At 60.5% G+C, this 14,218-nt stretch carries 14 protein-coding genes and 1 pseudogene; 12 read left to right on the forward strand and 3 right to left on the reverse strand.

Translation table 11 applies throughout. From position 1 onward, the window contains the following. On the reverse strand, positions 1–3,318 hold a 3,318-nt coding region (rpoB, locus tag RMN99_RS09700), incomplete at its 3' end, for a DNA-directed RNA polymerase subunit beta (protein ID WP_309623112.1). Positions 3,319–3,844: 526 nt separating this feature from the next. Here rpoB and RMN99_RS09705 point away from each other — a divergent pair. Together RMN99_RS09705 and RMN99_RS09710 are read left to right on the forward strand one after the other, a co-directional pair. After that, positions 3,845–4,381 carry a DUF2975 domain-containing protein gene (locus tag RMN99_RS09705; protein WP_309623113.1) on the forward strand — a complete coding sequence of 179 codons (537 nt, stop codon included), beginning with the start codon at positions 3,845–3,847 and terminating at the stop codon, positions 4,379–4,381. Further along, entirely contained in the window at positions 4,381–4,587 is a 207-nt protein-coding gene (locus RMN99_RS09710) for a helix-turn-helix transcriptional regulator (RefSeq protein ID WP_309623114.1), read from the forward strand. The genes RMN99_RS09705 and RMN99_RS09710 overlap by 1 nt, the downstream gene beginning before the upstream one ends. Before the next feature lie 233 nt (positions 4,588–4,820). On the opposite strand, the gene RMN99_RS09715 is transcribed toward RMN99_RS09710, so the two are convergent. Further along, complete coding sequence (locus RMN99_RS09715) at positions 4,821–5,462, reverse strand: methyltransferase (RefSeq protein WP_309623115.1); 642 nt, start codon at positions 5,460–5,462, stop codon at positions 4,821–4,823. A gap of 92 nt (positions 5,463–5,554) precedes the next feature. Between RMN99_RS09715 and RMN99_RS09720 the strand changes: the two genes are divergently transcribed. From RMN99_RS09720 to rplL, 7 genes are all read left to right on the forward strand, one after another. Then, positions 5,555–5,977 carry a hypothetical protein gene (locus tag RMN99_RS09720; protein ID WP_309623116.1) on the forward strand — a complete coding sequence of 141 codons (423 nt, stop codon included), beginning with the start codon at positions 5,555–5,557 and terminating at the stop codon, positions 5,975–5,977. A gap of 41 nt (positions 5,978–6,018) precedes the next feature. After that, the gene (locus tag RMN99_RS09725) at positions 6,019–6,843 is read left to right on the forward strand and encodes a peptidoglycan-binding domain-containing protein (RefSeq protein ID WP_309623117.1); all 825 of its coding nucleotides are present in this window, start codon (positions 6,019–6,021) and stop codon (positions 6,841–6,843) included. A gap of 299 nt (positions 6,844–7,142) precedes the next feature. Further along, positions 7,143–7,520, forward strand: coding sequence for a hypothetical protein (locus RMN99_RS09730; RefSeq protein WP_309623118.1), 378 nt, complete (start codon positions 7,143–7,145; stop codon positions 7,518–7,520). Between the two features lie 318 nt (positions 7,521–7,838). After that, positions 7,839–8,597 (forward strand): hypothetical protein, encoded by a 759-nt coding sequence (locus RMN99_RS09735; RefSeq protein ID WP_309623119.1) that lies wholly within the window; start codon positions 7,839–7,841, stop codon positions 8,595–8,597. 470 nt (positions 8,598–9,067) lie between these two features. Next, complete coding sequence (locus tag RMN99_RS09740) at positions 9,068–9,328, forward strand: hypothetical protein (RefSeq protein ID WP_309623120.1); 261 nt, start codon at positions 9,068–9,070, stop codon at positions 9,326–9,328. 304 nt (positions 9,329–9,632) lie between these two features. After that, complete coding sequence (gene rplJ / locus RMN99_RS09745) at positions 9,633–10,142, forward strand: 50S ribosomal protein L10 (protein WP_309623121.1); 510 nt, start codon at positions 9,633–9,635, stop codon at positions 10,140–10,142. Between the two features lie 66 nt (positions 10,143–10,208). Further along, entirely contained in the window at positions 10,209–10,580 is a 372-nt protein-coding gene (rplL, locus tag RMN99_RS09750) for a 50S ribosomal protein L7/L12 (RefSeq protein WP_309623122.1), read from the forward strand. A gap of 104 nt (positions 10,581–10,684) precedes the next feature. Here rplL and RMN99_RS09755 read toward each other — a convergent pair whose 3' ends face one another. Next, positions 10,685–11,113, reverse strand: a complete 429-nt coding sequence (locus tag RMN99_RS09755) for a c-type cytochrome (protein ID WP_309623123.1) — start codon at positions 11,111–11,113, stop codon at positions 10,685–10,687. 181 nt (positions 11,114–11,294) lie between these two features. Here RMN99_RS09755 and RMN99_RS09760 point away from each other — a divergent pair, with 181 nt between their 5' ends. The 3 genes and pseudogenes from RMN99_RS09760 to groL all read left to right on the forward strand — a co-directional run. Continuing rightward, positions 11,295–12,674: an MATE family efflux transporter gene (locus tag RMN99_RS09760; protein WP_309623124.1), complete on the forward strand. Its 1,380-nt coding sequence runs from the start codon at positions 11,295–11,297 to the stop codon at positions 12,672–12,674. A gap of 116 nt (positions 12,675–12,790) precedes the next feature. After that, complete coding sequence (groES, locus tag RMN99_RS09765) at positions 12,791–13,078, forward strand: co-chaperone GroES (RefSeq protein ID WP_309623125.1); 288 nt, start codon at positions 12,791–12,793, stop codon at positions 13,076–13,078. 41 nt (positions 13,079–13,119) lie between these two features. Then, positions 13,120–14,218: pseudogene (gene groL / locus RMN99_RS09770) on the forward strand (chaperonin GroEL); the annotation flags it as partial.

Genomic DNA, 14,218 nt, shown 5'->3' on the forward strand with positions numbered 1-14,218 from the left:
GCCCTTGTTGCCGTGGCGGCCGGCCATCTTGTCGCCCGGTTGCAGCTTGCGCTTCACCGCCACGAAGACCTTGACCATCTTGAGCACGCCCGGAGCGAGTTCATCACCGCGTTCGAGCTTTTCCTTGCGGTCCTCGAACTTGTCCTGGATCGCCTTGACGGTTTCGTCATACTGGGCCTTAACGGCTTCGAGCTGGCCCTGAACCTTGTCGTCGGCCACGGCGAACTTCCACCATTCGTGACGTTCCACTTCACCCAGGTTTTCCTCGGTGATGGTGTCGCCCTTCTTGAAGCCCTTGGGTGCGGCGGCCGCAACCTGGCCCACCAGCATATCGCGCAGGCGGTTGTAAGTGGCGCGGTTGAGAATGCCGCGTTCGTCTTCGCGATCCTTGGCGAGGCGTTCGATTTCCTCGTTCTGGATCTGACGCGCACGGTCATCGATTTCGATTCCGTGGCGGTTGAAGACGCGCACGTCGACAATCGTCCCGGCAACGCCCGGCGGCAGCTTGAGCGAGGTATCGCGGACGTCCGAAGCCTTTTCGCCGAAGATCGCGCGGAGCAGCTTTTCTTCAGGCGTCATCGGGCTTTCGCCCTTCGGCGTGATTTTGCCGACCAGGATATCGCCCGGGTGCACTTCGGCACCGATGTAGATGATGCCCGCTTCATCGAGGCTGCGCAGCGCTTCTTCGCCCACATTGGGGATGTCGCGGGTGATGTCTTCGGGCCCGAGCTTGGTGTCGCGGGCCATGACTTCAAACTCCTCGATGTGGATCGAGGTGAAGACGTCTTCCTTGACGATGCGTTCGCTGATCAGGATCGAATCTTCGTAGTTGTAGCCATTCCACGGCATGAACGCGACCAGCACATTGCGGCCCAGCGCCAGTTCGCCCAGTTCGGTCGAGGGACCATCGGCGATGATCTGGCCGGTCTCGATCACATCGCCCACCTTGACCAGCGGACGCTGGTTGATGCAGGTCGACTGGTTCGAGCGCTCGAACTTCTGCAGGCGGTAGATATCGACGCCCGATTGGCCGGCTTCGATATCGCCCGAAGCGCGGATCACGATGCGCGTGGCGTCGACCTGATCGACGATCCCGGCGCGCAGTGCGCCGATCGCCGCGCCCGAATCGCGAGCTACGGTTTCTTCCATCCCGGTGCCGACAAACGGCGCTTCGGCGCGCACCAGCGGCACCGCCTGGCGCTGCATGTTCGATCCCATCAGCGCGCGGTTGGCGTCATCGTTTTCCAGGAACGGGATCAGCGATGCGGCAACCGAAACCAGCTGCTTGGGGCTGACGTCCATCAAGGTCACGTGATCGCGCGGAGCCATCACGAATTCGCCCGAATCACGCGCCGAGATCAGCTCTTCAACGAACGAACCGTCCTTGTTGAGCTCAGCGGAAGCCTGCGCAACGACGTGCTTCTGTTCTTCCATCGCCGAAAGATAGACCACTTCGCCGGTGACCTTCTGGTCGATCACCTTGCGGTAGGGGGTTTCGATGAAGCCGTACTTGTTGACCCGCGCAAAGGTGGAGAGCGAGTTGATCAGACCGATGTTCGGACCTTCCGGCGTTTCGATCGGGCAGATCCGGCCATAGTGGGTCGGGTGAACGTCGCGCACTTCGAAGCCGGCCCGTTCGCGGGTCAGACCGCCCGGCCCGAGTGCCGAAACGCGGCGCTTGTGGGTGACTTCGGACAGCGGATTGGTCTGGTCCATGAACTGCGAAAGCTGCGACGAGCCGAAGAATTCGCGGACCGCGGCCACCGCCGGCTTGGCGTTGATCAGATCGTTGGGCATCACGGTCGACACGTCGACGCTGCTCATCCGTTCCTTGACCGCGCGTTCCATCCTGAGCAGGCCGACGCGGTACTGGTTTTCCAGCAGCTCGCCGACCGAACGGACCCGGCGGTTGCCAAGGTTGTCGATGTCATCGACATCGCCCTTGCCGTCCTTCAGGTTGACCAGTTCCTTGACCACCGCGAGGATATCTTCGGTGCGCAGGGTGGTGTGGGTATCTTCGGCATCAAGCGCCAGGCGCATGTTCAGCTTGACCCGGCCCACGGCCGAAAGGTCATAGCGGTCGCTATCGAAGAACAGGCCTTCGAACAGCGATTCAGCGGTTTCGCGCGTCGGCGGTTCGCCCGGGCGCATCACCCGGTAGATATCGGCCAGCGCGTGATCGCGGTCTTCCGACTTGTCCGCCTTGAGCGTGTTGCGGATCCATGGACCCGTACCAACGTGGTCGATGTCGAGCAGTTCGAGCTGGTCGATCCCGGCCTTGTCGAGCGCCTCGAGGTTTTCCGGGGACACTTCGTCGCCTGCTTCGATATAAATCCGGCCGGTCTTTTCGTCGATCAGGTCCTTGGCCGAATAGCGGCCGAAGATTTCCTCGGTCGGGATCAGCAGTTCGGCCAGGCCATCCTTTTCGGCCTTGTTGGCCGCGCGCGGACTGATTTTGGTCCCGGCGGGGAAGACCACTTCGCCGCTTTTCGCATCGACAATGTCAAACGCCGGCTTGGTGCCGCGCCATTGTTCCGCCTGATAGGGCAGCCGCCAGCCGCCCCCCTGAATGTCACTGGCGCCGCGCTTCCACATCACCTTGTCATAGAAGAAATCGAGGATCTCTTCGGAATTGAGCGCGAGCGCGTGGAGCAGCGCGGTGACCGGCAGCTTGCGCTTGCGATCGATCCGGACGTTGACGATATCCTTGGCATCGAATTCGAAATCGAGCCACGAACCGCGATAGGGAATGACGCGGGCGGCGAACAGATACTTGCCGCTGGAATGGGTCTTGCCGCGGTCATGATCGAACAGCACGCCGGGCGAACGGTGCATCTGCGAAACGATCACGCGTTCGGTGCCGTTGATGATGAAAGTGCCGTTCTCGGTCATGAGCGGCATGTCGCCCATGTAGACGTCCTGCTCCTTGATATCGAGCACCGAGCGGGTTTCGGTTTCGGCGTCCACTTCGAACACGATCAGGCGCAGCGTCACCTTCATCGGCGCGGCATAGGTGATCCCGCGCTGGCGGCACTCGGTGGTGTCATACTTGGGGTCTTCCAGCTCGTAGTGCACGAAGTCGAGCTCGCTCGTCCCGGCAAAGTCGCGGATCGGGAAGACCGAGCGCAGCGTCTTTTCAAGGCCGCTGATATAGCCGACCGCCGGATCGGAGCGCAGGAACTGTTCGTACGATTCGCGCTGAACCTCGATCAGGTTCGGCATCTTCACCACTTCGTGGATATCGCCGAAGATCTTGCGGATGCGCCGCTTTGCACTGACGCGCACTGCGGGGACGGGGCTGGAAGCCTTCTTGGCCATGGGAGGGTCTTGCCTCTTTCAATAGAGCCGGGAGGACCCCGGCGGGAATAATGCCACGCGCGTGGATGGCGCCATCAAACGAGAAAAGGCCGCATGGCAAACACCCCCTTGAGGGAGGCAGCCCGCAGCCTTCGCGTCAGATGGATAACCCGCCGCTTCCTTCCGTGCCTGGCCCCCGCGCATGGGCCCTGCTTGCTCGAAACGATGGGTGAGCGGCGCATATAGGGTTGAGGTGCCCGATTGTCAAACGCGGTGCGCCGGAAACGCGCGGTTTTGCTGGCATCCCGCTTATCGATACGCAAATTATCGAAAAACAATATTATTGTTTGACAATATGCCCGACTCACATTATTGAATATCAATATCAACCATATCGGAGTTCAACAAATGACCAAACCCAACCGTCCGCTCGCCGCACTGTTTGCTGCAGCCATGTTTGCCTTGCTGTGGGTGCCCACGCTGGCCGTGCCTACTCCGGCGCTCGCCGCCGCCCAGCTCGTCTGATCCGCGTCAAAAGGAGCACGCCATGACAACCCGGCAATCCGACCCGCTGCTTGCCGCAGCAAAAGTCCTCACCGTTCTGCTCCAGTTTCTGATCATCTTCGCCATGGTGGCGATCGGCATCGGCATCGGGGTTCTTGTTTCCGTTGGCAAGGCCCGGGTCTTCGCCGAAATGGCCAAGGCCAGCGCGCCGGACGCAGCCTTTCCGCTGCTGATCGTGTCGTTCGTGCTGATCATGGTGATGCTGGGCATGGCCAACCGCTTCTTCAAGGAGCTGACGGGCATCGTCAATTCGGTGGGGGAAGGCGATCCCTTCCGCATCGATAACGCCGACAGGCTGACCCGGATGGGCTGGATCTCGGTCGGCATACATGGCCTGGCGTTGCTGCTGGTCGGCCTCGCCAGCTGGTTTGCGGTCTATCTCGAAAAGGCTGGTCACCATGCTGAACTCGGCTTCGATGTCGAGATTACCGGCGTGCTGCTGACCCTGATCCTGTTCATCCTCGCACGGGTGTTCCGCCGCGGCGCCGAAATGCGCGAAGAGCTGGAAGGGACCGTGTGATGCCGATCATGATCAAACTGGACGACCTGCTCCACGCCCGGCGCATGACGCTGACCGATCTGGCGACGCGGGTCGATATCACGCTGGCCAACCTGTCGATCCTCAAGACCGGCAAGGCCAAGGCGATCCGCTTTTCGACGCTCGAGGCGATCTGCCGCGAACTGGAATGCCAGCCGGGCGATCTGATGGGGTTTGCTGCGGACTAGATGCGTGTTGTCCGGCTCACGCCGGTGCGGGAATGCCATCCGGCATTCCCTTGCAACACCGGCCCGCTCCCCCTCCCGGCCACCCATTAAGGGTGCTCTCGTGGGTGGCCGGGAGGGAGAGCGGGCTGGTTCTGCAAGCCAATCGCAAAGGCGATTGGCGCACCAAAACAAAAAGAGCGGCGCTTCCCCCCGGATGCGCCGCTCTTTTTTATTGCCCCCTTTGGGAGGCGAAATCAGAACACGCCGGGCACCAGCCGCCAGCGGGTCTTGGTCATAAAGACTCGGTATTCAGGATCCTGGCCCAGCAGGTTCTCCTCGGCCAGCAGGCGCAGGATCTGGGCCCACCAGCCAATCGCATAGAGCAGGAAATTGGTCAGCGAGGGCATCATCATCAAAAGCCCCAGGTGGATCATCAGATAGCCAGCATAGATCGGATGGCGCACGAACCGGTACATGCCGCCGGTCTTGATCCCGCGGTTGGCCGGGGCGACGCCAAAACTGCGGCGCAAAAACATCTTGCCGCCCAGCTGCACGACATTGCCGGTGGCAACCAGCCCCAGTGCGATGCTTTCCAGCGGCACCATGGCGGTGGGGATCTGAACCGGCACGATCAGCATCGGCGCTGCGGTGGCGGTGATCGCCAGCAGCCAATCGCCGAACCGCATCGAAATCGCATCGGTGGGTCGGCGCAGCAGCACGAACAGCAATACCGATGTTTCGGTGAACAGCACCACCGGCCAGAACGGATTGGGCGATTGCCAGACCCGGTAAACCAGCGCCGACCAGAACAGCACGATCAGCAGCTGTTCGGCGCGGTCAAGCCGGCGCGCGGTCAGCCAGGTGGAAGGAGCGGCGGCGGTTGTTGTCGCGGTCATGTCCCGGTGAATGGCAGAATGTGGTTAACGAAGGGTTTTGCCGCAACGCAAGTTGGCGGATTTCGCCATATCGGGGGGCTGCGCGCCGGTCTATGTCCTGGCTGATGCGCTGCCGCCTTGCCTTTGTCCTGCTGATCGCGCTTGCCGGCTGCAACGAACGCGCCGCGCCGCGCGATGAAGCCGGGTCAGCGGTGAACGGAATCGCAGCCGCGCCCGAAACTGCAGCAGCCCCTGCCCCGCTCCCGACCATGGTCGTGCCGGTTGATCTGCGCGCCAAGGTGGAGGCCGAAGCGAAATTGCCCGCCGACGTGGCCGCGCTGACCGAACGGATCGCGGCCTGCGAGCATTTCGCGGGCGAAGAGCCCTATGATGCCGAGCGCGGCAAGTTCCTGCGCGAACAGGTAGCGGCCAGCTGCACCGGCAATGCCGCAGCACTGGCCCGCCTGCGCAAGAAATACGCCGGTGATGCGGCAGCAGCCCGGCACCTGGCCGGCCTGGCGGCACCGGACATGTAGCAACCGGCGCGCGGCGCCGACGAATGAAGGAGGACCCCGCAATGCCACAGATCATCAAATCGGTCGGATACGGGGGCCGGAACAACAAGACCGATGTCCTGGTGGTGCAGCGGCTGCTCAACAACTTCACCACCGGGATGGGGCTGGCGGCGCTGTCGGTCGATGGCGGGTTCGGCGATGTTACCGGGCGCGCGATCAAGCGGTTTCAGGCGCAGGTGATGGGCCTTGCCGCGCCCGATGGCCGGGTCGATCCGGGCGGGCGCACGATCGCCGCGCTTAATGCCGTGGCCGCCACGGGCCCCGCGGCCGTTCCGGCGCAGCGCAGCGGCGCGGCCTGGTGGCATGCCAACCAGGCGCGCTTTACCAACAGTGACAAGATCACCGATCTGATCCCCGATTTCGCCGCCAAGGTCGATGCATTCATCGCCGCGATGCGCGCGGGCGGGGCGCAAGTGAAGGTCTCTTCCACCCGCCGTAATCCGATCCGCGCCTATCTGATGCACTATTCGTGGCGGCTCGGCGCGGGGCAGGTCAGCGCCGCAGCGATCCCACCCAGGCCCGGCTGCGAGATCCTGTGGGACCACGGCAACGAGGCCGCCAGCCGCCGCTGTGCCGCCGAAATGCGCGACCTGTTCAACATCGCCTACCAGCCCTCGCTCACCTCGCGTCATATCGAAGGCAAGGCGATCGACATGACCATCACCTGGGCCGGCACTCTGGCAATGCGCGACGGCCAGGGCCGCATGGTCACCATCGCTCCCCCCCGCAGCGGCGATGTCAACGCCGCGCTGCACCGCGTGGGTGCCAGCTACGGCGTGATCAAGCTGGTCAGCGACAAGCCGCACTGGTCGACGGACGGGCATTGAGGGGGGGGTGGAACTATTGGCGAGCTTTTATTTGATCAAAAGGACAATTATGCGCTTGTTGTTGTAGTTCTCGAGGGACGTTTAGGGGTTTATGGACATGTCACCGTAATTCGAGAAGGATGAGATAAGTGCACTGTCACCGTAATTTTGTCACCGTAATTTCACCGTAATTTGAGCCGACACACTACCTCCCCTACGATCCCATAACTGGTAAGCTCATCGACCATTAATATGAATTCAGTGAGGAAATGATGCGACTAGACTCTTACGGATTGGAATTTGATCTGCCCGAGTCGTGGGTGGATATCACCGATGAGCTTGCCGGGGGATCACCTCCCACATTGGCCCGAGCCAAGGGGGTGGGGGTAGTTCAGTTTTCTATTGTTAGATACAGCGGAGGCAACACCCCAACAATATCAATTGATAATCTTCAGTCACTGGCAGAAGAATTCTGTAAAAATAATGATTTGATGTGCGATATTACAAAATATTCCGAAAGTAAAATAATATCCGTAGAAGCCATATCGTTAATGGACAACGAATTTGTTCTCGTTAGACACTTTACTAACGGAAACGATATTGTTATGACAACATATATTTGCCAAGATTCTAAGAGTATAGAGATGATCGAAGATCTAAGCGGTGTTAAACAAATAATGAGAACAATGAATTTTTAGAGTCACGGTGACAGTTGCGATAACCCCTAAACTCCCAATTACGGTGACAGTGCACTTAATTCAAGTATGAGAACACTTGCCGGCCGCCAGGTGAAAGCGAGTTCCTTGAGCACGTGACCGACTTCTTGGGTCGCGACCCAAAAGCGGGCAAACGCGGACCAACAGTGAGAGCGGAGGGGGAATTAAGTGCACTGTCACCGTAATCCTAATTGCACTGTCACCGAAATCCCGTAATCCTTAAAAACTTGGAAAGTGGGAACGTGATATCGGTCACAAGAGGATTTGGTAACGCAAAAGGGTACGTAGCAGGAAATTAAAATGCAGCATTTTTCAGTCGAAGAGCGCAAACGCCGACTCGCAGATATCACAGGCTTGTCTTTTCAAAATGACAAAGACAAAGAAGAGTACGCCTCGTTGGGTGCGCTGGATAGCGCCTCAGACCACACCCTGACAGTTGCCATCTACTGCATCTTTGTAGGCTATCATGAAGATGCTCGTCGCCTCCTAGAACGCGCCCATGATTGGATATCCACTTCAATTATGACGAACGAAATCAACCCTAATTTTCACGATCCGCATGCCTCAGAAGCCGCGCGCTTCAGCAATTTTGCGACATGCAAATGGCTTCTCGATCTTGGCGGAGCGAGTGCAGTGCAATCCCAATGTTTGGATGAGCTGAGGATCTACTACAACGATCGGGACAATGTCCGCGGCAAGCTGAGCGTCATCCTTTCGTTCCACGATTACCTCGATGCCAAGGCCTATGCCGAAGGGCTGGAGCTGTGCGAACGCACCGGAATTGCGAGTCCGGCTTCGCTTTCAGCGATCCGCAACGAAGCGCAAATGGGGCGCGTCTTGTGCGAACATGCGCTGGGCCGTAAGCATAGTGCGGAAAAGGTTGATTCAGCGCTTCATATGTTTCTGAAGCGAAGCGTCAACACCTGGCTGCTCGACGGCCACTCAACCCGCGCCGCACAATGGATGAAGCTGGCTCATTGGCGCGACGGCGGCGAACTCTCATCATTTGAGACGGTTCTGAAGTGCTTTGATTATCTTCCGGCGGAATCGCGTTTGTAGGGTTTGCAGAATTACGGGGAATTACGCAATTACGGTGACAGTGCACTTAATTAACACGCCGTCCAAGCCGTGAAAGGTTTGCTTTGATGGCCTCGCTTGCTCGCTTTGACCTTTGTGGAATTACGGTGCCAGGAATTACAATTACGGTGACAGGTCCGTAAACCCCCAATCAGCCTCCCGCCCTTTCCTACACGCGCGCATTCTGCCAAACTGGTGCCTGATCCTTCTCAGCCTGAATCCCCGCGCAGCCCGCCGCGTTCCATCGCGCCGTGGTTGCTTACCCCCCACCTGAGCCGCCCGACCGGAGCCGGACGTTTTTTCTGCGCGCCCTCGCCCTGCACCGCCAAAATGCTCGTAAATCCCCGCAATTGCGCGCCATTTGGTCTGTTGGAAGAAGCGGACTCAGTGTCAACTGTGTCAACCTCGCGCAAGCCTTACGCCCGGCCGCCAACGCCTGACCGCACTTTGGATTGGAACCCCCTCGCCAGACCAGCACCACCACCATCACCAACAGCTTCGTGTGGCGTGCATCGGCGCTGCAGGGCACGATCTCCAGTGCGCAGAGCGGCGGCGCCACCACCAGCACCTTCACCTACAACGCCAACAATTACCTCACCTTCGTCAACGTCATCGGGGCGAGCGCGCGGTTGGTGGAACGCGCCGAGGCTTGGGCCTGGTCAAGCACCCGGGCACTTATCGCCAGTGAGGATGAACCCGCCGCAACGGCTTGATCGGGAGCCGGACGGCCCCAACTCTTGACTCTCCCCCCATTCCCGCTAATGGCCCGCATCGAAGCGGGGTTCGCCCCACTTCATCCGTCCGAGACAGTTGCTGAGGGCTTCCCTCTTAATCTGCAGCCTAGGCGGGGACAGAGAATCTCCCGGCCCGGTGCATTTGCCCAGGTCTGGCCCGGCGTTTCGCAGCGCCCTCCTTCCCCATCATAACGGACTCGCCCGTGGTGCCAAAAGCACCTTGGACAAACGTAGCCGGCCGCACGGGGCGTTCCCCAAGCGGTCATTTGTGAAGGAGTTAGGCATGGATCGTTCGCAGAAATCCGAATCGGTCGCATCGCTGAACGCGGTTTTTTCCGAGGCCGGCGTGGTGGTAGTCACCCGCAACCTCGGCCTGACGGTGGCCCAGTCCACCGGCCTCAGGAACAAGATCCGTGATGCGGGCGCATCGTACAAGGTTGCGAAGAACTCGCTTGCCAAGCTTGCCATCAAGGACACCGACTATGTCGGCCTGAACGACCTGCTTACCGGCCCAACCGCGCTTGCCAGCTCGGTCGATCCGGTGGCAGCCGCCAAGGCCGTGGTCGAATTTGCCAAGACGAACGACAAGATCGAAATCGTCGGCGGTTCGATGGGCTCGCTGGTTCTGAACGCGGATGGGGTCAAGGCGCTTGCCGCGATGCCGTCGCTGGATGAACTGCGCGGTACCATTATTGGTCTGGTCCAGGCCCCGGCAACGAAGATCGCCCAGCTTGTCACCGCTCCGGCGGCCAAGCTGGCCCGCGTCTTCGGCGCTTACGCCGAGGCAGCTTGATCCAAGCATTCAACGAATATTCCGGAAGGCGTTCTTCCGGGTCCATCAATTCAGGAGTGAAACATCATGGCCGATATTGCCAAACTGGTAGAAGACCTTTCGAAACTGACCGTTCTGGAAGCTGCTGACCTCGCCAAGGCGCTTGAAGAAGCGTGGGGCGTTTCCGCTGCTGCTGCGGTTGCCGTGGCTGCTGCCCCGGCCGCTGCTGCTGAAGCCGCTGAAGAGCAGACCGAATTCGACGTGATCCTGATCAACGACGGCGGCAACAAGATCGCCGTCATCAAGGAAGTCCGTGCGATTACGCAGCTCGGCCTGACCGAAGCCAAGGCGCTGGTCGAAGCCGCGCCGAAGGCGATCAAGGAAGCCGTCAACAAGGCCGAAGCCGAAGAAATCAAGGCCAAGGTCACCGCCGCCGGTGGTACCGTCGAAATCAAGTAATTTCGGCCAATCAGTTTCGCGGCTGTCTTGAAGCAGTCGCGGGAAAGGGAAGGGCGGGACCGCAAGGTTCCGCCCTTTTCCGTTTTGATCACCCGAACGGTGACCTATTTCAGCGTCTTGAGATAGTCGATCACCGCCTTGCGGTCCGCCGGATCGGACATGCCGTAATATGTCATCCTGGTGCCGGGAACCATTTTCATCGGATTGGTCAGGTAGCTGTCAAGCGTTTGCTCGTCCCAGATCAGGCCAGACGCCTTCATCGGATCGGAGAAAGCATATCCCGGCACATCGCCGGCCTTGGTACCGAAAACTCCAGCAAGACTGGGACCGACGCCGTGCTTGCCCGCTTTAACCGCGTGGCACGCCGCGCACTGGGCGAATGCGGCGGGGCGCGCATCGGCACTGGCGGACGTTGCTGCGGTGGTGGAGCCGCCACTTTCGGTTCCGGTAGCCTTTTCTTCGGCCGGCTTGCCGCAACCGGCCAGCATCAGCGCCAAAGCGGCAATCGAACCGGCGAAAAGTGTCTTGCGCACGATAGTGTCCTTCCTGCGGGTAAGATGTTCTTCACACGGCTGATACCCAAGCCGGGCCCGCCGCGAAAGTGCTTTGGTCTGCACTGCCGTTGCATAAAGCGCACGCTGCTGCGGTGAATTGATCCAGGTCAGCCAAAAGTGCTTTCGGCCCTTTGGTCCAGCGCCTATCCGGGCCGGCTTTATGCCTGACGCACAGACCCTTGATCCCTGGCGCCGCGAACTGCGCGCAACGCTGCAACTGGCGGCGCCGTTGGCGCTGGCCAACCTGCTGTGGATGGCGATCGGGACAACCGATGTAATTTTCGTCGCCCAGCTGGGGCAGGAGCAACTGGCGGCATCGAGCCTGGCGGTAACGCAATATATGCTGATCAGCTGGGCGCTGACCGGCCTGACCGGCGCGGTTGCGCCACTGGTTGCGGCTGAACTGGGACGGCGCCGGCATGCGGTGCGCGAAGTCCGGCGTTCGGTGCGGATGGCGCTGTGGCTGGCGATCGGTACCGGGCTGGCCGGGGCGATGCTGTGCGGCTGGGGTGAGGCGTTCATGCTGCTGACCGGGCAGGATCCGCACATTTCAGAGCTTGGGGGAACGTTTCTGGATATCATCCGATGGGCGATCCCGGGGATGGTGGTGGGCAGCGTGCAGCGGACTTTCGTGGCCGCGCTGGGCAGGCCGATGCTGGCAACCGCGATTACCGCAGTGGCGATCCTGGTCAATGCGCTGGGCAACTGGGTCTTCATTTTCGGGCATTGGGGCGTGGCACCAATGGGGCTTGAAGGCTCGGCGCTGGCCAGCGTGGTAACCGCCTATGCAACAGTCGCCGCCTATGCCCTCGTGATCGCCCGCGACCGGCGGCTGCGGCGCTATCGCTTGCTTGGCAACTGGTGGCGCGCCGAATGGCAGCGGCTGCGCGAACTGATCCGCATCGGCGTGCCGATTGCCTGCATCATCATTGCCGAAGGCGGCTTTTTCAGCAGTGCGGCCTATCTGATGGGGCGGATCGGCGCGGCCCAGCTGGCGGCGCATACCGTGGCGCTTCAGGTGGCGGCGCTGGCATTCCAGGTGCCGTTCGGCGTGGGACAGGCCGCCACGATCAGGGTTGGCTACCACTTCGGCGCTGCCGACCGCGAAGGGATACGGCTGGCCGGCCTTGCCTCGCTGCTGATCGCTTTTGGCTTCTCGTTCTTTGGCGCGGGCGCGATGCTGCTGTTCCCGCGCGAGATACTCCGGCTCTATGTCGATGTGGCTGATCCCACCAACGCGGCGATGGTGGCACCAGCGGTGCAGTTCCTTGCAGTGGCAGCTCTGTTTCAACTGTTCGATGGCATCCAGGCAGTCGCTGCGGGCGCACTACGGGGCCTGCAGGATACCCGCATGCCGATGGCGATTGCCCTGTTTGGCTATTGGTTGCCGGGTTTCGGTCTTTCGCTTGGACTGGGGCTGTTTACGCCGCTGGGCGGGCTGGGCGTGTGGATCGGTCTGGCGGTGGGCCTGGTGGTCGTGGCGATCCTGTTGTTGCAGCGCTGGCGCAGGCGCGCGGTGCTGGGGCTTTTGCCGGGCTGAAAAATGAATCAGACTCATCTTGACGGTGAGTGAGCGCACACCCATATGCGCCTCGCTGGCACTCTCCATGGGTGAGTGCCAACAATCATCAACCATCATGGTGAGAGGAAATCCACATGAGCTTTCGTCCGTTGCACGACCGCGTGCTGGTTCGCCGCGTCGAAGCCGAAGAAAAGACTGCTGGCGGGATCATCATCCCCGACAGCGCCAAGGAAAAGCCTGCTGAAGGCGAAGTCGTCGCCGTTGGTGCGGGCAACAAGGCCGAAGACGGCAAGGTTACCCCGCTCGACGTCAAGGCTGGCGACAAGGTGCTGTTCGGCAAGTGGTCGGGCACCGAAGTCAAGCTCGACGGCGAAGACCTGATCATCATGAAGGAAAGCGACATCCTCGGCATCATCGGCTGAGCGAACCTTTCTTCTTCCCCCACATTTAAAGGAATTGAACAATGGCTGCCAAGGACGTGAAATTCGGCCGTGACGCCCGCGAGCGCATTCTCGCCGGCGTCGATATCCTCGCCAATGCCGTCAAGGTCACGCTCGGCCCCAAGGGCCGCAACGTGGATCGACAAAAGCTTCGGCGCGCCGCGCATCACCAAGGACGGCGTCACCGTCGCCAAGGAAATCGAACTCAAGGACAAGTTCGAGAACATGGGCGCGCAGATGCTGCGCGAAGTGGCTTCGAAGACCAACGACCAGGCTGGCGATGGCACCACCACCGCCACAGTGCTGGCCCAGGCAATTGTCCGCGAAGGTATGACCTCGGTCGCCGCCGGCATGAACCCGATGGACCTCAAGCGCGGGATCGATCTTGCGGTCACCGCCGTCGTCGCTGACCTCGTCAAGCGTTCGAAGCCGGTCTCCGGCTCGGCCGAAATCGCTCAGGTCGGGATCATCTCGGCCAATGGCGACGTTGAAGTCGGCAGCAAGATTGCCGAAGCGATGGAAAAGGTCGGCAAGGAAGGCGTAATCACTGTCGAGGAAGCCAAGGGGCTCGAGTTCGAACTCGATGTCGTCGAAGGCATGCAGTTCGATCGCGGCTACCTTAGCCCCTACTTTATCACCAACCCCGACAAGATGACCGTGGAACTGGATAACCCCTACATCCTGATCCACGAGAAGAAGCTGTCGTCGCTGCAGGCGATGCTGCCGGTGCTCGAAGCGGTGGTCCAGTCGGGCCGCCCGCTGCTGATCATCGCCGAAGACATCGAAGGCGAAGCGCTGGCCACCCTGGTGGTCAACAAGCTGCGCGGCGGGCTCAAGGTTGCGGCCGTCAAGGCACCCGGCTTCGGCGATCGCCGCAAGGCGATGTTGCAGGATATCGCGATCCTGACCAAGGGTGAAATGATCAGCGAAGATCTGGGCATCAAGCTCGAATCGGTGACGCTGACCATGCTTGGCGAGGCTAAGCGCGTTTCGATCGACAAGGACAACACCACCATCGTCGACGGTGCCGGTGAAGGCACTGACATCAAGGCCCGGGTTGAACAGATCCGTGCCCAGATCGAAACCACGACCAGCGATTACGACAAGGAAAAGCTGCAGGAA

The sequence above is a fragment of the Novosphingobium sp. genome, assembly GCF_031417815.1.
Classification (GTDB): domain Bacteria; phylum Pseudomonadota; class Alphaproteobacteria; order Sphingomonadales; family Sphingomonadaceae; genus Novosphingobium.

What these genes read in the sequence shown, in the direction of transcription:
- RMN99_RS09705 (WP_309623113.1), top strand. Translation starts at nt 3,845, where the DNA reads ATGACAACCCGGCAATCCGACCCGCTGCTTGCCGCAGCAAAAGTCCTC.
- RMN99_RS09710 (WP_309623114.1), top strand. Translation starts at nt 4,381, where the DNA reads ATGCCGATCATGATCAAACTGGACGACCTGCTCCACGCCCGGCGCATG.
- RMN99_RS09715 (WP_309623115.1), bottom strand. Translation starts at nt 5,462, where the DNA reads ATGACCGCGACAACAACCGCCGCCGCTCCTTCCACCTGGCTGACCGCG.
- RMN99_RS09720 (WP_309623116.1), top strand. Translation starts at nt 5,555, where the DNA reads ATGTCCTGGCTGATGCGCTGCCGCCTTGCCTTTGTCCTGCTGATCGCG.
- RMN99_RS09725 (WP_309623117.1), top strand. Translation starts at nt 6,019, where the DNA reads ATGCCACAGATCATCAAATCGGTCGGATACGGGGGCCGGAACAACAAG.
- RMN99_RS09735 (WP_309623119.1), top strand. Translation starts at nt 7,839, where the DNA reads ATGCAGCATTTTTCAGTCGAAGAGCGCAAACGCCGACTCGCAGATATC.
- rplJ (WP_309623121.1), top strand. Translation starts at nt 9,633, where the DNA reads ATGGATCGTTCGCAGAAATCCGAATCGGTCGCATCGCTGAACGCGGTT.
- rplL (WP_309623122.1), top strand. Translation starts at nt 10,209, where the DNA reads ATGGCCGATATTGCCAAACTGGTAGAAGACCTTTCGAAACTGACCGTT.
- RMN99_RS09760 (WP_309623124.1), top strand. Translation starts at nt 11,295, where the DNA reads ATGCCTGACGCACAGACCCTTGATCCCTGGCGCCGCGAACTGCGCGCA.
- groES (WP_309623125.1), top strand. Translation starts at nt 12,791, where the DNA reads ATGAGCTTTCGTCCGTTGCACGACCGCGTGCTGGTTCGCCGCGTCGAA.